Source organism: Herpetosiphon geysericola, from assembly GCF_001306135.1.
Classification (GTDB): Bacteria; Chloroflexota; Chloroflexia; order Chloroflexales; family Herpetosiphonaceae; genus Herpetosiphon; species Herpetosiphon geysericola.
In genome coordinates, this window is record NZ_LGKP01000022.1 from 336,640 (window position 1) to 357,922 (window position 21,283).

General features: G+C 51.1%; 20 protein-coding genes. 3 read left to right on the plus strand and 17 right to left on the minus strand.

Features of this window, described 5'->3' with window-relative positions; translation table 11 throughout:
* Positions 1–229: 229 nt before the first annotated feature.
* From SE18_RS14295 to SE18_RS14330, 8 genes are all read right to left on the minus strand, one after another.
* Positions 230–2,503, minus strand: coding sequence for a proprotein convertase P-domain-containing protein (locus SE18_RS14295; protein ID WP_054535145.1), 2,274 nt, complete (start codon positions 2,501–2,503; stop codon positions 230–232).
* A gap of 148 nt (positions 2,504–2,651) precedes the next feature.
* Positions 2,652–4,709 (minus strand): proprotein convertase P-domain-containing protein, encoded by a 2,058-nt coding sequence (locus SE18_RS14300; RefSeq protein ID WP_054535146.1) that lies wholly within the window; start codon positions 4,707–4,709, stop codon positions 2,652–2,654.
* Positions 4,710–4,753: 44 nt separating this feature from the next.
* The gene (locus SE18_RS14305; protein WP_054535147.1) at positions 4,754–5,362 is read right to left on the minus strand and encodes a deoxynucleoside kinase; all 609 of its coding nucleotides are present in this window, start codon (positions 5,360–5,362) and stop codon (positions 4,754–4,756) included.
* A gap of 228 nt (positions 5,363–5,590) precedes the next feature.
* Positions 5,591–6,481 carry an aldo/keto reductase gene (locus tag SE18_RS14310; protein ID WP_054535148.1) on the minus strand — a complete coding sequence of 297 codons (891 nt, stop codon included), beginning with the start codon at positions 6,479–6,481 and terminating at the stop codon, positions 5,591–5,593.
* 46 nt (positions 6,482–6,527) lie between these two features.
* Positions 6,528–6,887 carry a 2Fe-2S iron-sulfur cluster-binding protein gene (locus tag SE18_RS14315; RefSeq protein ID WP_054535149.1) on the minus strand — a complete coding sequence of 120 codons (360 nt, stop codon included), beginning with the start codon at positions 6,885–6,887 and terminating at the stop codon, positions 6,528–6,530.
* Positions 6,888–6,936: 49 nt separating this feature from the next.
* Entirely contained in the window at positions 6,937–7,947 is a 1,011-nt protein-coding gene (locus SE18_RS14320; RefSeq protein WP_054535150.1) for a DUF4938 domain-containing protein, read from the minus strand.
* Between the two features lie 48 nt (positions 7,948–7,995).
* Entirely contained in the window at positions 7,996–9,030 is a 1,035-nt protein-coding gene (locus SE18_RS14325; protein ID WP_201783500.1) for a zinc-binding dehydrogenase, read from the minus strand.
* Positions 9,031–9,247: 217 nt separating this feature from the next.
* Positions 9,248–11,134, minus strand: coding sequence for an ABC transporter ATP-binding protein (locus SE18_RS14330; protein ID WP_054535151.1), 1,887 nt, complete (start codon positions 11,132–11,134; stop codon positions 9,248–9,250).
* Between the two features lie 142 nt (positions 11,135–11,276).
* Between SE18_RS14330 and SE18_RS14335 the strand changes: the two genes are divergently transcribed.
* The 3 genes from SE18_RS14335 (at position 11,277) to SE18_RS14340 (ending at position 13,684) form a co-directional block, all read left to right on the plus strand.
* Complete coding sequence (locus SE18_RS14335) at positions 11,277–11,984, plus strand: zinc metallopeptidase (RefSeq protein ID WP_152976652.1); 708 nt, start codon at positions 11,277–11,279, stop codon at positions 11,982–11,984.
* A gap of 51 nt (positions 11,985–12,035) precedes the next feature.
* A complete protein-coding gene (locus SE18_RS28165; protein WP_269083554.1) occupies positions 12,036–12,158 on the plus strand; it encodes a hypothetical protein in 123 nt (40 codons plus the stop codon).
* A gap of 104 nt (positions 12,159–12,262) precedes the next feature.
* Positions 12,263–13,684 (plus strand): protein kinase domain-containing protein, encoded by a 1,422-nt coding sequence (locus tag SE18_RS14340; protein ID WP_054535152.1) that lies wholly within the window; start codon positions 12,263–12,265, stop codon positions 13,682–13,684.
* Between the two features lie 277 nt (positions 13,685–13,961).
* On the opposite strand, the gene SE18_RS14345 is transcribed toward SE18_RS14340, so the two are convergent.
* From SE18_RS14345 to SE18_RS14385, 9 genes are all read right to left on the minus strand, one after another.
* The gene (locus SE18_RS14345; protein ID WP_054535153.1) at positions 13,962–15,068 is read right to left on the minus strand and encodes an NADH-dependent flavin oxidoreductase; all 1,107 of its coding nucleotides are present in this window, start codon (positions 15,066–15,068) and stop codon (positions 13,962–13,964) included.
* Between the two features lie 147 nt (positions 15,069–15,215).
* Positions 15,216–15,443, minus strand: a complete 228-nt coding sequence (locus tag SE18_RS14350) for a hypothetical protein (protein ID WP_054535154.1) — start codon at positions 15,441–15,443, stop codon at positions 15,216–15,218.
* Positions 15,444–15,455: 12 nt separating this feature from the next.
* Positions 15,456–15,683, minus strand: a complete 228-nt coding sequence (locus SE18_RS14355) for a DUF6504 family protein (protein ID WP_054535155.1) — start codon at positions 15,681–15,683, stop codon at positions 15,456–15,458.
* Positions 15,684–16,078: 395 nt separating this feature from the next.
* On the minus strand, positions 16,079–16,432 hold the full coding sequence (locus SE18_RS14360; RefSeq protein ID WP_054535156.1) for a DUF309 domain-containing protein: 354 nt from the start codon (positions 16,430–16,432) through the stop codon (positions 16,079–16,081).
* Positions 16,425–16,721 carry a hypothetical protein gene (locus SE18_RS14365; protein ID WP_054535157.1) on the minus strand — a complete coding sequence of 99 codons (297 nt, stop codon included), beginning with the start codon at positions 16,719–16,721 and terminating at the stop codon, positions 16,425–16,427. Before SE18_RS14365 ends, SE18_RS14360 begins: the two co-directional genes overlap by 8 nt.
* Entirely contained in the window at positions 16,699–17,193 is a 495-nt protein-coding gene (locus tag SE18_RS14370; protein ID WP_054535158.1) for a zinc ribbon domain-containing protein, read from the minus strand. The genes SE18_RS14365 and SE18_RS14370 overlap by 23 nt, the downstream gene beginning before the upstream one ends.
* Positions 17,194–17,355: 162 nt before the next feature.
* Positions 17,356–18,066 carry a dTMP kinase gene (gene tmk, locus SE18_RS14375; RefSeq protein ID WP_054535159.1) on the minus strand — a complete coding sequence of 237 codons (711 nt, stop codon included), beginning with the start codon at positions 18,064–18,066 and terminating at the stop codon, positions 17,356–17,358.
* Between the two features lie 42 nt (positions 18,067–18,108).
* Positions 18,109–19,812, minus strand: a complete 1,704-nt coding sequence (locus SE18_RS14380) for a R3H domain-containing nucleic acid-binding protein (RefSeq protein ID WP_054535160.1) — start codon at positions 19,810–19,812, stop codon at positions 18,109–18,111.
* A gap of 39 nt (positions 19,813–19,851) precedes the next feature.
* Positions 19,852–20,859, minus strand: coding sequence for a hypothetical protein (locus SE18_RS14385; protein WP_152976653.1), 1,008 nt, complete (start codon positions 20,857–20,859; stop codon positions 19,852–19,854).
* Positions 20,860–21,283 lie beyond the last annotated feature (424 nt).

The window sequence follows — 21,283 nt, forward strand, 5'->3', positions numbered from 1 at the left end:
GATTCCTCGTAGCTGCGTGTTTATATTGCTGCTTGTATTGTAGCAAGATTTAGCTAAAACGCAGGCTAACGTAGGCTAAATGGTGGTTTAGAAAAATGGCTATTAATCGGGCTTTTGCTCATTCAGCGTTTAACCAATTCTGCATCAAATCTTCACAGCGATCAGCTAGGCCCAAAAAAAGAACCCGTGGCTGAACCACGGGTTGCGTGCGGCGAATGATCCAGCTTATTTAGGCATCTTTACTAACCCACGGCAGATAGACTGGAATGAGGGTTGGGCCTGTGGTTGCGCTTGGGCTAGCCGTTGGCGTGTTGCTTGGCGTAATTGTCATTGTCGGCGTATTGGTATTCGTCGGCGAAACCGTACTTGTTGGTGTATTGGTTGGTGTTGCTGGGGTTGGGCTTGGCGTTGGCGTAACACTCACACTCCCCGTTGGCGTGACGCTTGGGGTTGGGCTATTGGTTGGCGTTTCAGTGTTGGTTGCCGTCTCCGTGATTGTTGGGGTTGGGGTTTCGGTTGGTGTGCTGGTATTAGTTGGGGTTTCGGTTGGCGTGCTGGTATTGGTTGCGGTTGGCACTTCGGTTGGGGTTGCGGTTGGCAGCGCCACACAGCCCATAATTTGGAAGTCATCGATGGCAATCCCAGCGAGATTGACACTCGTATCCGAATCAAGATGGTAAAGCACTTTGATCGTTTGACCTTTGAACTCGCTGATATCGTGTAATTGGCGACTCCAAGCAGTGCTTTCTTGATAGGTGATATTTGTACCAACACTATTCGTCATGGTTGCTGCATCAAATTCATAGAGTGTTTTGGTAATAACACCTGAGCCAATTGAAGCTGTGTAATGATCAAACGAGGCATTTTCCATTTGATAGCGTTGTTGCCATTGCAGATAGACTGGGCCTGCAACGTTGGGAATACTGATGTTTGGCGAGAAGAGATTGGCAACACTATTGGTTGAGTAATTCCCATCAAGATTTGTCTTCCAGCTATTGACTCCGCTGTAGCTACCGATTAATGGGGCGGCAATTGGCGCGCCATATTCCCATGAATCCAAGGTTCCGCTATGGGTGAAGCCACCATCGTTGGCCTCAAAATCGTTGCTGGTGATAGTTGTCATGGCGGTTCCATCGGGACAGCTTGCTGGCGGAGCAGCACAGAGTCGAATACCCCAATTTTGGAGGATTCCTCCATTGCCTGCTGTATCATCGTGAATTAACAATGTCCATGTGCCAGCAGTACGCCCACCATCAAACCAGTCGAGGCGATAATTCAACTCAGGAATAGAGCGCATTCCCGCGACAACACTGAATGATCCAATTGGAATCGCCGCTTCATCATCTAAATCAAGATTCATTGTGGTTTGGCTATTTGCGCCAATATCGGTAAAGAGGCCAACAACATTGCCATCTGGGCCTTGCAACTGCACATCAAGGTCGGCCATATTGGTATGGGTTAATTGAATCGTAACATCGAGATCGGCGATGATCATGTTTTCTGGGATGGTCAGGGTTGAGGTGATGAAACTGGTAGTTGTTGGAATAACCTTGCCAACATTGGTGCTGTTATAGGTTGTACAGTTGGCCTGCTGCGCGGCAGGAAACACCGTTACACCTAAGAGATAGGTGGCTGCTGCAGGAATACTGGTGCTAGCCGTTGAAACGAGCACATAGTAGGTGCCACTTTGCTTAACCGTCATAAAATGCGCTTCAGCATTCGGCGAGGTCACACTGATATCATCAATTAATAAAGTAAAGTTATTAAACGTGCCGATTCCAAGCAAACCATTCCAGGTAGTGCCATCGCGCTCTGGGTTAAGGTCAAGGCTGGTAAAAATAGTATCACCAGCATTCAGATTAAATTGGACATAATCAGAATCGGTCACACTAGAGAGGGTTCCCGAGAGAATCCCGCTTGGCGGTAAGATTTGAGCTTCGGGAATAGTATTATTTGGCTCTTGTTCAGCAGTCGGTACTCCGCTCAAGACACGCACGTGCAAATCGTAGTAGCGAAGCTGGGTTGTGCCAGTGCTGTTAACTCGCAGGTAATAGGTTGCAGTTGTTGTGACTGGAGCTGAGCTAATGACCGATGATGAAGTGCCAAAAAAGCCATCATCATTATCAACTTCAATGATGGTGCTTCCATTCGAGGCATACAGGGTTAAGGTTGAGTCACCATTGGTACTCGCCGAAGCTGAGGTCATTGTGGCTGCACTGAGCCGTTCACCTGCTGCTAGTTGAATACTATAAAAATCAACATCGCTAGCCCAAATATTAGCTCGCACAATGGCGCTACTAGCCAAAATCGGATTGGCGGTTGCTGGCGTATTATTGCTCTCCTGCTCTTTGATGCGCACCGCACCGTGCGGAATCGTGGCTTGCTGAATCTGTGGGGAATGGACGTTACTGGGTGCTGCTTGAACCTGCTTGAAGGTGCGAAAACTGCCAGTTAGCCCAACTAAAGCGATCATGAGGCCGATAAACCCAATCCGGAGACGCATGCAAACCTCCTAAACCAAGGCTGTTGCTAAGGCAAGAATGTCGGGGGTTGGGTAAGCATAGGCTACGGATTGCTGAAACACAAGGGTGAATTTGGGGGAACTGCTCCAGTCTGGTATCCCCCAAAACTGGAGCAGTAGTCAAGCAATTTTAGTATTCGACGATGACGAGCGGCAGATGGATGTAGAAGCGCGCTGGGTCAAGCGTTGGGGTTGGGGTCATGCTTGGTGTTACGATGGGGGTTGCGCTTGGGGTTGGCGTTGTGCTTGCTGTTGGTGTGATAGTTGGCGTAATTAAGCCAGCATCAATACAACCAGTAATTTCTACATCATCAACTGAGATGCCCGCAAAATTAGCATACGAGTCGCTCCCAAAATCCCATTTTAATGAGAGTGAAGCCCCTGCATAGCTGCTGAGATCATGGCGTTGCAAACCCCAACCAGTACTTTGCTCAAGAATTTGGCTTGGGTTGCCAAGCTCAGTCCGCATTTCGGCGCTGCGATGCTCGAATAGCGGTGAAAAGAACAACGAAGACGATGGGTGGGCTGTTACGATATAAAAATCATTCAGGCTATTGCCAAGCTGATAGCGCTGATACCAACTTGCATAAATTGGCCCGCTGACGTTGCTAAGATTGATATTGGGCGAGACCAACTGCATGCGCGCGCTATTGGGATAATTGCCAGTTAAGTTGGTGTTCCAGCTGTGTTCGCCGCTATAGCTACCAATAATTGGTGGGCTGTTATGGTTGCCCCAAACCCATTCGAAATCATAATCGCCTGAGCCGAAGCCACCGTTATCAGCCTCAAATTGGCTGCTATAAATCACGCTGCGAGCCTTGCCAACTGGGCAATCTGCAGGAGCAGGCATGCCACAAATTCGCAAGCCCCAGCTATTGAGCGTGCCGCCATTGCCGTCAGCAGTATCATAGATTGTGAGCGTCCATTGGCCTTGCGCTTGTTGGCCAGCAAACCAATCGAGGCTAAAAGCTGCTTCTGGCGCAAAATGCACGCCGCTCAAATTGTGATAGCTGCCTAAAGCCAAAGCTGCTTGCTGATCGAGCACCAGATCAACATTGGGGCGCTGGGCGCTGCCAATATCGGTAAAGAGCGCAACCACGTTGCCATCAGGTGCAATTAAGGTCACATCCAATTCAGGCAGCATGCTATGCTCTAAATCAAGCAGCACATCAAGATCGGCAATATTGGCTCCTTGCTCAACCGTTATGCTTGATTGCAAGACTGATTGATTGGGGCCAATTGCTTGCGCTGTTTGGCTTGTAACGGTCTGGCAGTTAGCTTGGGTTATTGCTGGAATAATCACTACTTGGGCCAGATAGCTGGCTTGGGGGCCACCATCAGCTTCCGAGCCAATCACAATCTCATAACTCCCTGCATCCTTAACCGTCATAACGTTGGCTTCAGCATTTGGTGAAACGCTATTGGCATCATCAACTTGGAAATAGGTCGTGTCAAGCTTTCCAAGCCTCAGAAATCCATTCCAGGTTGTGCCATCACGCTCAGGGTCAAAATCAACAGTGCTGAACATCGTATCGCCAGCATTGAGATTAAACTGATAGCGATCAAGATCATTGCTTGCTGAAAGGACGCCACTGATGCTGGCTTGGGTTGTAATAGCTTGAGGCAGCTGATCGTTGGGTTCTTGTTCGCTAACCGTTGTGCTCAACACGCGCACATATAAATCGTAGGGTTGGATGAGCGTGGTGGACGTGCCACCTTGAACTTTAATGTAGTAGCTGCCAGTGGTGGTGATTGGTTGCGAGCTAATGACCGATGAGCCATTGTTATGAACACCATCACTCAAATCGGTTTCGATCAGCGTTAGTGTCGGGTTAACATTGTTGCCATCCGAGGCGAATAAGCTGAGCGTTGTATCGCCAGACGCGATGCTTGTTCGCGTCATGGTTGCTAAAGCCACTCGTTGGCCAGCACTCAAATCGATTTTAAAGTAATCAACATCGGTTTCCAGAATCGAGCCACGCACGATTGTATTGCTGCCAACCAACAGATTAGCATTCAATGGCAAGTCATTAAATTCTTGCTCTTGGATGCGGGCAAAGCCATAAGGAACACTCGTTTGATCAGGGGTTTGAGGCTGTGCTTGAGCAACATACTTGGGGCTTTCCAGCATTTTACCAACGCTGATCATGAATAGAAGCGCAATGATCACGCCAACACGGACACGCATACAACCTCCTAAAATTCACATCTAGACTCACAAAACCTATCGCGTCATTCTATACTCAGCAGGCTCAGAATAGTTTCAATCAATTGTTGGTGCTGTTGTGCGTTAGGTAATTGATTTCTGCTCCAATCGAGGGCTAAGAGCGGAGTGGTAATCGTCGCCGTCCAATCCGCAAGCAAAGAGCCAAGTTTGGCTAGATCAGCGCGTTGAGCAATTTCGAGCGGGCGATTGCGTTGCTGATAGCGTTGGATAATGACCTCGAGCGGCGCTTCAAGGCTAATGATCAAATCGGGCTGGCCTAAACCAGCACGTAGTTCGTCGTATAAGCGTTCGCAGAGCGCAAATTCAGCGTCAGTTAAGTAGCCCTGCTGCTGAAAATGCTTGCTAAACACCCAAAAATCTTCATCGAGGCCACCATCTTGCACACCAATGCCTGGCTGCGCTCGAATTGCCCGTTCTTGTTCGGCTCGTAATAAAAGGTAATCGAATTGGTTGGCAAGGGCATAGCGTTGGAGATTTTGGGCAAATAGCTGTTGAAATGGTCGTTCGGCATGGCTTTCTAGGGCCGCAAAAAAACGCTGATCGCTGCATAGGAGCTTCGTGAGGGTAGTTTTGCCAATGCCCGCGTTGCCTACAATCGTAATTAATTTGCCCATGATGTTGTCCTTGATTGGTGATTGACGTGTTGCTTTTGTACCCGAAAGCGGCCAAAGTTGCAACTGCAAACAACATCAGGGCAAATTCCCAAGCTGCGAACCCTAAAATGACACGGCTACGCTCAACGCTATTGGGGCAGGCCGACTAACAGCTGCCTGTAGTCGCAAAGTTTCAATTGGTGCTTTTTAAACCAGCAAGCACCAACTTAATGATGCTTGCTTGGCTGATTAAATTTGGCCAACCCAGCCGCGATCATGGGCCTGAAATTGGCTGGCGAGGTATTGATAGAGCTGCGGTTCAAGCGGGCCTTGATTCAAAAGGGCTAAATTATGCTGCATATGTTCAAGCTTGCGCGAGCCAACAATGCAGCTATGCACGCCTGGCGTGTAGGCAGTGAAGCGTAGCGCAATCCCTAAAAGATGCTCAGGATCGAGATCAAGCTGCATGGCTTGAAGCCGCTCCCAATAGACCTCAGCATAATCGCCAACTGGCCGCTGTTGAAACCGCCAAGCAACATTGGCAACTGGGCGTTTGGCAATCACACCAAGCTGCTGGTGCTGGGCTTGTGGCAAAATCTGGCCAATCACTCGTTGATCAGCAAGGTTTACCGAGCATTCAATTGCCCCAAAATGGCCAGCTTGCACCGCCCATTCCAAGGGTGCGTTATCGCCTGAGTAGGCTGTAACCAGCACTTTGCCTGCTTGGACTGCCCGATCCAAGGCTTCAATAACGTCGCCTGCGCGCAAGGTTTCGAGGGGGCAGGAATGAAAATGCACAATATCAAGATAATCGGTCTGCATTTGGCGCAGCGCCGCATCGATGCCCGCTGTGATAATTGGACTCGTCCAATCGTCGTAGCCCTCGATGCCATAGCCAATTTTGGTCGAAAGCACAAACTCATGGCGACGTTGATGCAGATGTCGCCCGATGCGCTCCTCGGAAAGGCCATAGCCCCGCGCAGTATCGATTAAATTAATCCCGAGATCGAGCAAGCCATTTAGCAGGGTGCCAACTTCTGATTCAGTTAATTCGTTGCCGCCAATATGGCCTGCGCCAAACCCAAGGGCCGAAACCTGCAAGCCAGTTGCGCCAAATTCGCGCAGCGATCCACCATTCATTCAGTTCCTATTCAACCAATAATCTCAGCGTGGAGATGCTTGGTGCTTAAAGCGGGCGTTCGAGCCATTCAGGCTCTGGAGTTATGCTATCTGCTGGGCGTGGGCCAGGGTCGGGCAAGCCCGAATCGCTTAATGTCATCAAGGGCTGAAGCTGCATATCAGCTTCACAGCTAATTTGGCAGGCCAAACGCACGCCAGTTAATTTGGCCTCGGCCAATTTAAATGATTCTGCCTTGGTGATGGTGCTTGGCTCGCCAGCCTGAAACTCGACCCGACAGGTGGTACAGCGGGCGTTGCCGCCACAGCGGTGCAAAATATCAATGCCCTGATCTTCTAGGGCATTGACCAAACGCGTGCCACTTGCTACCTCGAATGGCGCTTGTGAACCAACAGTGATCTGGGGCATGCTCCACCTCCTAGAATAATGATCGGTTAATTGTTCAAACTGGCTTAATCTAGTGATCAAGTGCGCCAGTATCGAGCAATTGTTGCAATTGATTGACCACCAATCCTAATAATGGTTGTGGGATGCTGGCTGGTTCTTGGGTGCGCTGAAGTTGGACAACTGGGGCGGCAGTACGTCGCGCCAAGCCAGCAGTGCGCAGATCATCAGCCAACAAAATGGTGTTGCCAAGCTCATCGGCGGTCAGGGCTGGTAAGCCTGCTGCCAAGGCTTGTTCTTCTGGCAAGCCGCTGATGCTCAGCACAATCCCAATCGTACAGCGATTAAAGGCTAAACCACGCTCAACCACATCTGCTTGATCTAAGGCAACAACAAACAGTTCAGCTTCTGGTTGAACCAGCGCTTGACGCACGCTTGCGTAATCGCCCTTGGCAATATGCACAACGTTTTGCCAACCAGCAGCAGTTAGGCCTTGAGTAATTTGTTTAGCTGCCAATCCTGCGCCAAGCCCGCCAATTGCAATCAAGGGCACGCTGCGAATTTGCTCCCATGGCGGGTTGACCGCGAGGCCAAGGCTGAGTTGGGCAGGATCAAAGCGCCAGCCACCGCTGCCTGTGCCAAGCTGCAACATGCCATCGCCAACCGGCAAGACTGGAATCACCCGCCCTTGGGCTTCGGCGCGCAACTGCAGCAATGGCAAAACTGGGTCGATCCGCATGCGTTGGCGGCGCAAGTCGAAGAGCGCATCATCGTGGCTCCAATCTTCATCTTGGCGTTCGGCAGCCAGAATATCGTCAACTGCGTGTTGCAAACTTGCTGCGCCAAGGTGGGGGTGGTTGCAGGTAAAACTCAGGCTCAATTGCCAGGTTTGCTCGTCAAGTGGCTCGATTTTCATACGCAGATAGCCGATGATCAAGCCAACTGCCTGGGCCCACGTTTTGAGTTGGCGACCGATTTCATCGCGGAGATCATGACTGACCTGCAAGGTTGCAGCTACCCCAGCTTGGGGATAGTAGATATTTGGGCCTTCTAAAACGCGAACATGGTCGATTGTGATTGACATTGATTGATTGCTCCCAGCCATAGCGGCACGCTGCGCTCGGGCTGTCTGTTATGGAATTGCAATGACGACTTTACCAAATTGCTCTGCTGATTCAAGGTAGGCGTGGGCCGCTTGAAGCTCGCTCAGTGGAAACACTTTGTCGACCAGTGGCTCAAAGCGGCGTTCCCAGAATACTAAGCGCATAATGGTGTTGAATTCACGATTATTAGCCATTGTTGAGCCAATCAGATTAAATTGGCGCCAGAAAAGTTTGCGAATATCGATATTGACAATTGGGCCAGTCGTTGCGCCATAGGTTACGACCGTGCCACCTTTGGCTACGCTGCGCAATGAGCTTTCCCACGTTGCTGCGCCAACATTCTCTAAAACGACGTCAACGCCGCGCTTGTTGGTTTGTTGCCAAATCTCGCGGCCCCAATCGCCATCTGATCGTAGCACGTAATCGGCCCCCAGTTCCTTGGCCCGTGCCAGTTTTTCTGGCGAGCGCGAAGCTGCATAGACGGTTGCGCCTGCATAACGAGCAATTTGTATTGCTGCACTCGCCACTCCGCCACCAGCACCCAAAATTAAGACACTTTGGCCAGCCCGCAGTTGCGCTTGGCCAATTAATGCTCGCCACGCCGTCATCCAGACTAAGGGCACAGCTGCTGCTTGCTCAAACGAGTAATCAGCGGGAATCGCATATACATTGCGGGCTGGCACGGCGATATATTGCGCCAAGCCACCAGTTTGGTGCTCGCCAAGCACGCCATAGCTATCGCACAAGGTTTCTTCGCCTGCGATGCAAAATTCGCACTGCCCGCACCAAATATTGGGATTAACAATCACGCGCTGGCCTTCGTTCCAGCCAGTTACACCCTCGCCTACTGCCGCAATTTCGCCAGCAATATCGCAGCCGCCGATATGCGGCATATTCAGTTTTAGGCCGGGCAAGCCTTCACGCACAAAGAGATCAAGGTGATTCAGGGCGGCAGCGCGGATGCGGACCAAAACTTCATCTGGGCCAGCCACCGGCTCCGCCAAATCGCCATATTCGAGCACATCTAGTCCACCATGCTGGCGGAAAAATCCTGCCTTCATCATACCGTCCAAGCCTCCTTGCTCAAAACAATGGCTATAGTGTAAAGGATGTTGGCAGTTTTTAGATCCACAAAGAGCACGAAGGCTTGAAACCGCGAAGCACGCGAAGATTGCGAAGATGGGCTATAGTTTTTAGCCACGAATTGCACGAATTTCACGAATAATGTTCCGATAGCCTATAGCCTGATCCCTGGCCCCTAGCCACTTCATCCCTCATCCCTCATCCTTGATCCCTTACTAATTCCTCGCGCTCTTTGAATTGGGTATGATAGAGCTGAGCGTACAGCCCTGCCTGTGCCAACAACTCGCTATGGGTGCCGCGTTCGATCACTCGGCCTTGCTCGACGACCAAAATCAAATCTGCTGCCAGAATCGTCGAAAGTCGGTGGGCAATCACAATGCTGGTGCGATCTTTGAGCAATGGTTGCAAAGCTGCTTGAATTAATGACTCTGAGCGTGAGTCAAGTGCCGAGGTCGCCTCGTCGAGCACCAAAATCCGTGGGTTTTTGAGAATAACCCGTGCAATCGCAATCCGTTGTTTTTCGCCGCCAGAGAAGCGATAGCCTCGTTCGCCAACCACAGTATCGTAGCCATTGGGCAGGCTGACGATCAAATCGTGAATGTTGGCAGCACGGCAGGCAGCTTCTAATTCTGCATCAGTTGCATCGGGCTTGGCATAGCGCAAATTAACCCGCAAACTCTCGTGAAACAAAAAGGTTTCTTGGGTAACCATGCCAATTGCTTGGCCAAGGCTATCCAAATCTAGTTCGCGCACATCAACGCCATCAATCAACACCCGACCGCGACTGGCATCATACAAGCGCGGCAGCAAATAGGTGAGGCTAGTTTTGCCCGCGCCAGAAGGCCCAACCAAAGCCACCAATTGGCCTGGCTTGGCGGTAAAATCAATATCTTCTAAGGCCCATTCGCGGGTGGCAATGGGGCTGATGAGGGTGGTTTCTTGGCCATTGCGTGAGCTAAGAATCGGATCATCATCAGCTTGATAGCGAAACCAAACATGCTCAAATTGCACTTCGCCACGAATGCTATCCAACATTTTGGGTTGGGCTGGGTCGAGAATTTCTTGCGGCAAATCGAGAATTTCAAACACCCGCTCGAATGAAACCAGCGACGAAGCTAATTCAACTCTGGTGTTGACCAAGGTTGAAATTGCCCCATACAAGCCGGGCAAATACAAGGCCAAGGCAATAATATCGCCAGTGCTGAAGCTACTTGAGGTAATTGCCAGATAGCCGCCAAACCAATAGACCGAGGTTACGCCAACTGCGCTGACCAAACCAACCATCACAAAAAACGAGCGCATCACCAACGAGGTGCGAATGCCAAGATCGCGCACTTCGCCTGCATGCTGGCTAAATTTGGCCACCTCATCGTTGCGGCGTCCAAAAATCTTGACTAGCAATGCACCGCTGACATTTAATGTTTCGCCCATTAATGCGTTCATATCGCTGTTGGCTTGCATCTGCGAGCGGGTCAATGTGCGCACGACACGCCCGACGCGCCGCGCTGGCAGCATAAATAATGGCAATACGAGCAAGGCCAATAAGGTTAAGCGCCACTCGATTGTCAACATAATAAAGAGCGTGATGCTGACCGTGATGATATTTGTGATCAGCGTAATCAACGTACCTGTGACTGCCCGTTGCGAGCCAACCACATCGTTATTGAGCCGCGAAACCAATTCGCCCGATTTGGTGCTGGTGAAAAAGCGTAGGCTCATGCGTTGCATATGGTTATACAAAGCGCGGCGCAGATCGAAAATAATGCCCTCGCCAACTAGCGCTGAATTGCGCCGTTGCCAAATATCCAGCAAACCGCCGACCAGGGGAATTGCCACCAAGCCCACAGCAACGAGATTCAGGCGGCCAAGATTGCGCTGTGGAATTGCCACGTCAATCAAATGGCGCACCAACAACGGCGTAATCCGATCAAGCAAGGTTCCGATGAAAATTGTAAACAAGACCACAATGATGCCGCTGCGATAGGGTTTGGCATACCCCCATACACGCTGTAACAACATGCGGCTGATAGTGGGTTGTTCGTCGTCGTTCGCGCGAACAAACCCTCGCCAGCCTCCACCATTCATAGTAGCTCCTTCAATAGTGTTTGAGTGTGCAGATTATTAATGTCATGCTAACACGTCTAGGCCCAGAGCTTGCTATACTTAAGGTTAGAATTTTCTGTCCATGCGGACAGGAACATTGACAAGCATCCTCTGGAGGATACCGATGATCTTCGACCCAATGTATTTCATTTTTGCCATTCCTGGCATGCTGTTTGCTTTCTGGGCGCAGTGGTATGTGAAATCAACATTTAGCAAATATGCGAATGTTGGTAATATGCACCGCATGAATGGCTTTGATGTTGCCCAACGTTTGATGAGTGCCGAAGGTCTCAACTATGTGCGGGTAAATCAAGTTGCTGGCCAACTTACCGACTTTTATAATCCCGCCGATAAATCGATCAACCTCTCGCAATCGTCGGTTACGCCATCGGTTGCTGCAATGGCGGTTGTCGCTCACGAGTTGGGCCACGCCTTGCAAGATCGCGAAGGCTACACGATGTTGCGTTTGCGTAGCTCGATTGTGGGCATTGCCAACATTGGCAGTAGCATTGGCACATGGTTGGTGATGGGTGGCTTGATGTTTGGCGCTGCTTCACGCAGTGGCGGTTTCGGCTTTACCATGGCTTTGATTGGCTTGGCGTTATTTGCTGGCGCGGTGCTGTTTACCTTAGTCACCTTGCCCGTCGAATTCAATGCCTCAAGCCGAGCCAAAAAAATGCTGATCGCCAACGGCCTAGTTAGCCCACAAGACCAAGCTGCGGTTGCTAAGGTTTTGAATGCTGCTGCATGGACGTATGTTGCTGCTGCTGCACAATCAATTTTGACCTTTGCCTACTTTGCATTTCGAGTTTTTGGCGGTCGCCGCGACTAAAAATGCTATACTAGCGCCTAGTACCGCTTTTGATTTAGGAGGAATAATTCAATGGATGATGATTTGAAGCGTCGGGTTGTTTATGGTTTGCTTAGTTTGGCGTTGGGCACGTTGGCCACTCGTTTGGCCTTGTACATCACCAACAAAATTTTGGGCGAGCCAGAAACGATCTAAGCTGCGCCAAATAATTGGCAATGAGAGGCGTATAGTTACGCCTCTTTCTTGTTTAAGCCTGCTATAATCGCGGCACGATTGGCTCATAGACGAAGGAAGCTGCAATGAATCAAACCTTGGCAAATCGCTACCAATTGTTGGCAACGCTTGGGCAAGGCGGCATGGCGACGGTTTATCGCGCCCATGATTTGCTGCTCAAGCGCGATGTGGCCTTGAAGGTTTTGCGGCCAGAGTACGCCAATAATCCAAGCCTGAGCCAGCAATTTAGCGCCGAAGCCCAAACTGCGGCGCAATTGAGCCACGCCCATATTGCCCGCATTTTTGATGTTGGCCACGATCCAAGTGTTGGGCCGTTTTTTGTCCAAGAGCTGATCGATGGCCAAAGCCTTGATCAAATGTTGCCCGTGGTCGCGCCCCAAGCGTTAACGTGGACGCGCGAAATTGCCTTAGCCTTGGCGGCAATTCATCAACAAGGCTATGTGCATTGCGATGTTAAACCACAAAATATTAAAATTAATCCTGATGGCCATGCGATTTTGCTTGATTTTGGCATCGTGCAGCCAATTGGCACGACCAACCACGATCAAGTGTATGGCACGCCCCAATATATCGCGCCAGAACGGGCTGAAGGCGGCGCAACAACTGAGGCCAGCGATATTTACGCTTTAGGGATTATGCTGTATGAGCTGTTAACTGGCCGCGTGCCACTTGATGGCGATTCGGCGTGGGCGATTGTGCAGCGCCATCTAAATGAAGGTGTGCCTGCTTTGCGCCAAGCCTTGCCAGGCACCGCCACTGCCATCGAACAGCTAATCAAGCGGGCGACTGAGCGTGAGCCAAGCAAGCGTTTTGCCTCTGCCCAAGCCTTGGCAGGCGAGATTGAGAGCATTCAACAGGGCGCAAATTCGGCCACAATTTCGATGCCAGTGCGCCAACGCTCTACAGTATCAATTCATAATATGGAAACGACTGCTGTGCGCGTGCCACCAAAAACCGCTGCTTTGGTTCAGTCGCAAGTGCAGCCCACGCCAACCAAAGCCTTGCTTGCCACGCCCAAACCAGCGGCTAAAAAGCAAATTGGCCTAACCCTAGCAGCGTTGGCGTTTGTGGCCGCAATAGCCGTGGCCTTTGCCAAATTAAGCGGCGATTCTGAACAACCTAGCCCAAGTGGTAATCCTGTGGCCGTAGCAACTACCACGCTTGCGCCGGTGGCCGAAGCAACCGCAACCGTTGCGCTCGAAGCGACTCAAGCGCCAGAGCCAACTGCTCCCAGCGAGCAAGCGCCAAGCATGCCCAATTTTGTGGGCCTCAAACGTGGCGAGGCCGAGCAACAAGCCCGCAATTTGGGGCTGAGCATTAATTTTATCGAGCAACCAAACGATCAAGCCAAAGATCGCATTCTGAGCCAAGAGCCAACAGTTGGCAGCCCAATTGTCGCCAACAGCCAAATCAACTTGGTGATTGGGGTCAAAGAGGCCAAAAAGCCCAAAGGCCCAGGCAATGGCAAGGGCAAAGACGATGATTAGAGCGTAGAGCAAAGAACATAGAACATAGAACAAGGATGAGGGTAAAGTCAGAAGGCAAAAATCAAAAATCAAAATCAAAACAAAGAGCATAGAGATTGGAGCAGGTTTTGGAGATTAGGCTATTTAACGCAGAGGCGCAGAGCAGAGAAAAGGATGAAGGATGAAACCACGAAGAACGCGAAGTGATGGTGAACGATGAGGTTTTAATCATCATTGACTAAAAACGCTAGTCTCTAGCCCTTCGTGTTCTTCGTGTTCTTCGTGGTTAATATGCTCGTTATTCGGCGGCGATTTTTACCCAGCCAGCGCGTTGGATGATGCTTTCATACAAAGGCCGTGGCAAGGTGCAAATAATATCGCCATCTTTGGCGGGCAAGGCTTGGCGCAAATCGGTGCGGCCTGCTTTGACCTTATTTGGCCAATCTGGCTCCCACAGGGCTACCCGCCCAAGCGCAACCAATTCAGCGCCATCTTGTAATGGCAATTCTGCTTGCTCAACGGTTTCGATGCCACCAACCGCCATCAACGGCACGCGACCAGCCAATTTTTCAATGACCAACGTGCTGAGGCGTTGGGTTGATTGCGGATCGCGCATTGAGCCAGCAGCATAATTGCCCAACGAAATGTGCAAATAATCCAAGCGGCAATCTGCTAAACGATCAACCAACACTAAGGTATCGTCAAACGTGATGCCTGGATTTTCAATTTCTTCAGGTGAGAAGCGATAGCCCACAATAAACTGATCGCCGACGGCTGCGCGCACAGCTTTGGCCAAGGTAATTGGATAGCGCAAGCGGCGTTCCAAATCGCCACCCCACTCGTCGTCGCGGCGGTTTGAATGCGGCGAGAAGAATTGCTGAATCAGGTAGGTATTTGCGCCGTGGATTTCCACGCCATCAAAGCCTGCAACGGCAGCCCGTTTGGCAGCAGCAGCAAAATCGGCAATGCTCTTTTCGACTTCGGCGGCAGTCATGGCTCGTGGCTCAAGGTAGCCTTGGCGTTCGGCAGCAATCGCCGAGGCTGAACGTGGCGCTGGTTCGCGCAAGACCTTGGGGTCTGCCATCCGCCCACCATCGTGAATTTGCAAAATTGCAATTGCGCCTTCTGCTTTGATAGCGCTCGCAGCTTTGCGTAATGAATCGAGCTTGTCGTCGTTGTCACAGCCCCATTGGTTGATAAATGCTTGGCCATCTCGATCAACATAGCAAGCGGCGGTAATCACCGTGCCAAAGCCACCAGCAGCGCGGCGTTGCAATAAGGCGACTTCGCCGGGGCTAATTTGGCCTTCTGGCGTGCCAGAATAGGTGGTCATCGGGGCAAGAACGAGGCGATTGGGCAGGGTAACTCCACTGACGGGTAGCGTGTATGGCTCGAACAATGACATAAAATCCTCGTGACACAATATATCGAATTACGCATATGTGCGTATCCCAATATATTGTGCCACAAGTCGATTTTTTAAACGGGCAAGCTAGAGGAGAATTAACACAAATCTTACAGACGGGGAATTGAGCAAGCTACTTCCGGCAACCTACGAGCTAGCAACGATGCCTTCGATGCCAACCCAAAAGTTATCTTTGCGGACATACGAGCGGGAAACGATGCGCACGCCCTCGACATCTTCATCGAAGATCTGGGTGGCGTTGACCAGCACGACATTGGGCCGTTCGCCAAAACGATCTTCATAAGCAAAGATGGCTTCGGCAATTTTGAATCGTAACTCTTTCCGCGGATGATCATCAAACCAAGCTAAATACACGGTTGGCCTCCTCTAGCGTTCAACGCACCACGCATTTAAGCGCACATCTTGAAAAATGTTGTAAACCTGATTGTTGGTGCAGCGCACCCGAAAATAGTGGCGTGGCGGTCGTGCCCAACGCGCCTCTCTGCTCCACACTCGTTCAATTCTCGCGACCTGATGGCTAATTCCACGCCATAAAAAGGCCATCGGCAAATAATTATGACGTTTGTGAGTTAATTGAATTGGCTCAATCTGCATCTCGGTTACCCTTCGTGTTGTACTCAATTCGTGACAATGCTCCAAGCATCGTGGCTGGTAAAAAGCCTTGCATAGGGCTTGAAAAGCCCGCAAACGAGGGTGCGCACCGTGGATTACAAGCAGCAGCTTGGAGAAATCTGTGTTTTGAGTATACACGAACACATGTTCTATGTCAATTAAATTGAGCCTAAACTTGTGGGGAGATATGATTTCTAATGGTATTGGAGCATACTCATGGTTCGCCACCCTTCCGTCCCTCCGCCGGAGGGAAACGCCGGGGGTTTTCATCCCCCAACACCCCCTAAAGTTCAATTGATGGAGTGTAGGGGCAACCTGATGAAACTTGAGACGTTGGTTCTAAAAAAGTGTCAGCCTTAAGCTAAATAGAGTGAAGATTAGAGCTGAATTCGTGGAACCAGATCCCAATCGATGCGGCCTTGACCAGTGCGCAAATCAGGAGGAATCAGGCTGGCGCAGGCTTGACTATACTCGCGAATGCCTCGAATATCGAGGTTGTATTGATTGATTTCAAAGGGAGCAAGCATCTCGTGGGCGCTGGCAAGCAGTTGGCGTGGGCTATCGACAATGCCCAAGCGCAGTTGGTTGAGCGCAACCGAAAGTCGAATCAGGCCGCGATAGAGATCGCTGCGGTCGGCAAACCACAGTTCTTCCAATTGCAACACTCCATCAACAAAGCGCTCTTCGTTGAAAGCAGTGATAAAACCTTGCCAATGCTCTTGCTCATTCATCGTCAACAACCTCAATCACAATCCCGCCGAAGCGTGCTTCCTTGGCGCAACAGCGCTGGCCGTTAATCCAACACTGGTCGGATGGATAGGCCGCTTGATCAGCGCGATAGCTGCCAGCACAGCCAGTGCCCATCAAGCCAGTATTGAAAAACTGCACTCCACGGCCATGCTGATCAGTCGCCAATGCCACGCAAGCGGCGCAAACATAGCGCGGATAACGTGGCATTGGCTGGACAGCATTGTCGCAAATTGGGCAAATCTGCTGCTTAGCGGGCGTACTGTTGTTCATATTCTGCTTGACGTAATGGCTGGCTATTGATGCGCGTGTTGGCAGGAGCTGCACAGTATGGGCAAACCTGCCAAGTCAAATCGATGACCCGTTCGCAGTTGCCACAATTGCGGCGCAAGTGGGTTTGGCAGTGGGGGCACAATACAAAATCGGCCTGAATGCTGCGTTGGCAATTCGGGCAGACATGCTCATCCTCAATATCGCGGCGCATAAAAGTTTCTTCCAATTCGCGCTCGTATTTTTGAGTGAGCGTTTCGCGCGGACGCACCAACATATATAACAGCAACCCTGCAAATGGCAAAAAGAAGGCCATTGAGGTTGAAAGCACTTGCACCAAAATATCGTTGGAGCGGCTACTAATATCGCGGTATGTCCATACCAGCGAAGCAACCCAGAGGAGCACCAAATAGCCCCCAACAATCATGCCAACAATCGGCAAGATGCTTTTAAGTTCTGCAATAATTTCTGTCATGTTCCTATGCTTTCCTGAAGAATGCCCCAGCATTGCGGGGCGACTGCATGGGTTTAGAATACTGGCACGTTGCCACGATTGGGCTATTGTACCATATCAAACCACAGCCCAAGCGCATCTCAGCCTGATAGCCGACTGAGATGCAGCTTATACCATTGGGGCTTAGCTCAAGGTTTGGATTTTGCTGAGATAGGGCTGAACAGCCGCCAGCAGTTGAGCAGTGAGGCTTTCACGTTCAATGTCTGCATCAAAGACCTGCCAGCGTTGTGGATCGGCGGCGATCATTTCAAGGTAGCCGTTGCGCACGCGTTCGTGGTAGGCGATTTCGCGGGCATCGAGCCGATTCCAATGCTCGCTTTGGCTTGGGGTTGGTTGCGGCAAATGCGGCAATGGCAAGGCCAATTGGCTCGATTCGCGAAAATCATCGCGCTGCTTGCGTTTGCGCTGCAAGCCTTGCTCCACTGGCAAATCGAGGAAGAAGGTGACATCGGGCTGCAAGCCGCCAGTCGCAAAACGGGTGATTTCGCGCAGCTCAGTCAAATTACGGCCTAGGCCATAGCCTTGGTGGGCAAAGGTCGAATCGGCGTAGCGATCGCACAAAACAATACCGCCCAGCTTCAGATAGGGCAAGATCACCTCGCCAACTAACTGGGCACGAGCGGCAGCAAACAAAAGAGTTTCAGTTGTCGGCTCCATCGCCGTCCATTGACCATCGAGCACAAGCCGCCGTACAGCATCGCTAATCGGCGTTCCGCCTGGCTCGCGAGTTAAGATGACTGGATAGCCAGCCTGTTGCAGATAATCCTTGAGGTAGCGGGCTTGGGTGCTTTTCCCGCTACCTTCCGGGCCTTCAAAGGTAATGAACAAGCTCATGGTTCCCCTACAGTCCAACAGCGTTGAGGCCACGATGCCGATTTAGCGGAAGATCCGAATCCGGCGCCGTGGTTCTTTGCCAGTACTTTCTGATTGTAGATTGTACCGCTCAACAATCTGATGTTGCAACCTGCGTACATACGAGCTTTGTGGGCTCAGTTCGATACTTTCGGTTGAGCCATCCATAACTTGGCTAATTGCCTCTTCGACCTCTTCCATGGCCTCGCTCAACGGGTCGCTGGGCGTGACGCTAATTTCGAAGGCCGAGCCAAGGCATTCTTCCATTTGAGTTTGGGTATTCGAGCGCAATACATACACTGGAATGCCCCGTTCCTCTGCATCGCGGAGGCGCGTTGGGTGTTGGCGATAGTAATTTTTCAAGGTAATGACCATCGTCGCTTGATCCATTTCGCGCACCAAACTGGCGGTAATGCCCAACCGATCAAGGGCTTTTTCCAAGCGATTGCGGCTTACGCCAAAGGCAAAGATGCGCGCTGGGGCGTTTTTGCCTGGCTTTTTGATCAAGACACTAGGTTCTTCGGTTTTTAAGCTTGCGTTCGGGTTTGGGTTCATGGTCATCGCATAGCGTTCGCGTTCTTCGCGTTGGGCTTCGCGGCGTTCGCTTTTGCGCCGCCAATCGCGCTCGCCATGGTCACGGTCGCGCTCACGCTCGCGGCTGCGATAGCCACCACGCCGGGTAAGCATGGTGCTGGCTTCGCTATCTGCCCGTTCTGGCCGACCTTCATGCACCTCAATATGGCCTTGTTCGTCTTTGGTGCGTTGTTCGGCGTTTGGCTCATTGCCCTGCAAAATCGAATCGACAGCTGAAGCGACTTCTTGGTAAATTGTCACGTCATCCCAGCTTTGAATTTCGACCAACACATCGAATGTTGGTGGAGCTTTGCGTTCGAGCACCGTTTTTTGGGTGCCCCGCCGCCGTGCTTCTTCATCGCCCAAGGTCACTGCCTGAATCCCGCCGATAAGATCGGAGAGGGTTGGGTTGAGCATAAGGTTTTCCAAGGTATTGCCGTGGGCAGTGCCAACCAATTGCACCCCGCGTTCGGCGATGGTGCGCGCAGCTTGGGCTTCCAATTCCGTACCGATTTCATCGATCACAATCACTTGGGGCATGTGATTTTCGACCGCCTCGATCATCACATTGTGTTGCTCAGCAGGCCGAGCCACTTGCATCCGCCGAGCACGGCCAATTCCAGGGTGAGGAATATCGCCATCGCCAGCGATTTCATTCGACGTATCGACGATCACCACCCGTTTGAGGAAGTCGTCGGCCAAAACCCGAGCAACTTCGCGCAGCATGGTGGTTTTACCAGTCCCAGGCTTGCCCAGAATCAAGATCGATTTGCCAGCCTCGACCAAATCGCGCACAATTTCGATTGTGCCATAGACGGCACGGCCAACCCGACAGGTCAGGCCAATCACCACGCCCGAGCGATTGCGAATCGCTGAAATGCGGTGCAGCGTGCGCTGAATCCCAGCGCGATTATCTTCGCCAAACTGGCCAATGCGTTCAGTCACATAATCGAGATCTTCGCGTCCGACCTCAGTTTCGCTGAGGAAACTTGATTGGTCGTGGCGAAAACGCGCTTCTGGCAAGCGCCCCAAATCCATGACAATTTCTATAACTTGATCTTTCTGTTCGTGAGTTGCCAACGGCTCGGCCAAACGTGGCGGCAAGGTTGACAGCAACAGATCGATATTATGAGTAATTTCGCGACGATCTAACATGTTTAGTTGCATCCTTCTCAAACACACGCCGGAGTGTGTTTAGATAGACGGTTCGGAGCGAACCGAAGATGACAGCGACGGCTTAACGACGCTTTCTCTCGTTCCTTCCAGCACAGGCCGCAACAACGGGTTGCGCAATGGCACTGTCAGTTCCTTGACCGTAAGGCGTTGATCTCCAATATGTTCAAAGCCGATCTCCTCTAAGTTGTGATGCAACTCGCCATGATATTCTGGCAGCAGGAGATAGACGACACCTTGATGGGCATTGGCCAATTGGCTCATTCCAAATCGAATAACCGACGAGGCTAAGCGTTGCTCAGCAGGATCGATCAGAAGGCTCATGACTGCGGCGTGTGGGCCAAGCCACACATGTAACGCCGCGCGTAAAATATCATCTCGGCCATCGCGCCCAAGCACCCATGAGCGCTGACGAACTCCATGACGCGCAACGACCGGCAGTTGCCATGATCGCGACGTTCGTCCTTCATATCGTACAACAGTTGCAGGGGTGATCGCCTCATACAATCGTTGGATTGCATGCGGGTCGCGGCGCTGTTGTGGGCGTAAAACAATGATTGAACTGCCTTCGGCAACATCGGGCGTTAACGTGCGCCAAACCTGTCGCGTAGCATAACTTTGAAAGCCAAGTTGGCGAAAAACTTCCAAATAGGGTGAATTCGAAGCCAAGGGCGCAAAAACGCGCTCAATATTGCGCGAACCCATGCGCACCACAAACGCTTCGAGCAAACGATACCAAACATCGGGGTCGGTTGGCTGGCGCATGCCACGCCGAAATGGTTGCGATGCCAGATACACCAAATCTGCATCTGCACTATTTAATCGATACCAACCTTGCACATAGCCCCGGAGTCCACGCTCGTGATAGACCAGCGTATGGCGGTCTTGGGCGAATGGCAGCAAACAGCGCAGCGCAAAGCTCATCGGGCGATGACTGCCCGCCAATACTTGCTCACTGCCCAATAACATATAGGTGTACGGTGCGCGCCGTAACTCAAGACTATCGACTAATCGAACAGGTCGAATCAAGCCAGATTCTCCATCGCATAAGCTGCATTGCCCGATTCCGCTGTGCCACTTTGTACCTATCTATCATCGCACAAATTGGGCCAGAAAAAAACTAGCAGAGTATTAATAAGTATGAAGGATGAGGCATGAAGGATGAATTCAAAAGTCAGAAGGCAGAAATCAAAAGATGAAAGAGTATAGAACAGAGCGCAGAAGGAAAGGGGATCGGGTGTTGGGGATTGGGGATCGGAAATTTAATGCTGCGCCTCTGCGTTAAATACCTGTTCGTTTACCGCAGAGAGTGAGGGATGAAGTCAGAAGGCAGAAATCGAAAGAACATAGAACAAAGAGCATTGAACATAACGGAAGGCAGAAGGCAAAACCAGAAATCAAAATGATGATCCACAAAGGACACGAAGTAAAAGAGTTAAATTGCCTCTTTGTG

Excerpts from the sequence above, each read along its gene's own strand:
- SE18_RS14295 (WP_054535145.1), bottom strand. The coding sequence starts at position 2,503 with ATGCGTCTCCGGATTGGGTTTATCGGCCTCATGATCGCTTTAGTTGGG.
- SE18_RS14300 (WP_054535146.1), bottom strand. The coding sequence starts at position 4,709 with ATGCGTGTCCGTGTTGGCGTGATCATTGCGCTTCTATTCATGATCAGC.
- SE18_RS14305 (WP_054535147.1), bottom strand. The coding sequence starts at position 5,362 with ATGGGCAAATTAATTACGATTGTAGGCAACGCGGGCATTGGCAAAACT.
- SE18_RS14310 (WP_054535148.1), bottom strand. The coding sequence starts at position 6,481 with ATGAATGGTGGATCGCTGCGCGAATTTGGCGCAACTGGCTTGCAGGTT.
- SE18_RS14315 (WP_054535149.1), bottom strand. The coding sequence starts at position 6,887 with ATGCCCCAGATCACTGTTGGTTCACAAGCGCCATTCGAGGTAGCAAGT.
- SE18_RS14320 (WP_054535150.1), bottom strand. The coding sequence starts at position 7,947 with ATGTCAATCACAATCGACCATGTTCGCGTTTTAGAAGGCCCAAATATC.
- SE18_RS14325 (WP_201783500.1), bottom strand. The coding sequence starts at position 9,030 with ATGATGAAGGCAGGATTTTTCCGCCAGCATGGTGGACTAGATGTGCTC.
- SE18_RS14330 (WP_054535151.1), bottom strand. The coding sequence starts at position 11,134 with ATGAATGGTGGAGGCTGGCGAGGGTTTGTTCGCGCGAACGACGACGAA.
- SE18_RS14335 (WP_152976652.1), top strand. The coding sequence starts at position 11,277 with ATGATCTTCGACCCAATGTATTTCATTTTTGCCATTCCTGGCATGCTG.
- SE18_RS28165 (WP_269083554.1), top strand. The coding sequence starts at position 12,036 with ATGGATGATGATTTGAAGCGTCGGGTTGTTTATGGTTTGCTTAGTTTG.
- SE18_RS14340 (WP_054535152.1), top strand. The coding sequence starts at position 12,263 with ATGAATCAAACCTTGGCAAATCGCTACCAATTGTTGGCAACGCTTGGG.
- SE18_RS14345 (WP_054535153.1), bottom strand. The coding sequence starts at position 15,068 with ATGTCATTGTTCGAGCCATACACGCTACCCGTCAGTGGAGTTACCCTG.
- SE18_RS14355 (WP_054535155.1), bottom strand. The coding sequence starts at position 15,683 with ATGCAGATTGAGCCAATTCAATTAACTCACAAACGTCATAATTATTTG.
- SE18_RS14360 (WP_054535156.1), bottom strand. The coding sequence starts at position 16,432 with ATGAATGAGCAAGAGCATTGGCAAGGTTTTATCACTGCTTTCAACGAA.
- SE18_RS14365 (WP_054535157.1), bottom strand. The coding sequence starts at position 16,721 with ATGAACAACAGTACGCCCGCTAAGCAGCAGATTTGCCCAATTTGCGAC.
- SE18_RS14370 (WP_054535158.1), bottom strand. The coding sequence starts at position 17,193 with ATGACAGAAATTATTGCAGAACTTAAAAGCATCTTGCCGATTGTTGGC.
- tmk (WP_054535159.1), bottom strand. The coding sequence starts at position 18,066 with ATGAGCTTGTTCATTACCTTTGAAGGCCCGGAAGGTAGCGGGAAAAGC.
- SE18_RS14380 (WP_054535160.1), bottom strand. The coding sequence starts at position 19,812 with ATGTTAGATCGTCGCGAAATTACTCATAATATCGATCTGTTGCTGTCA.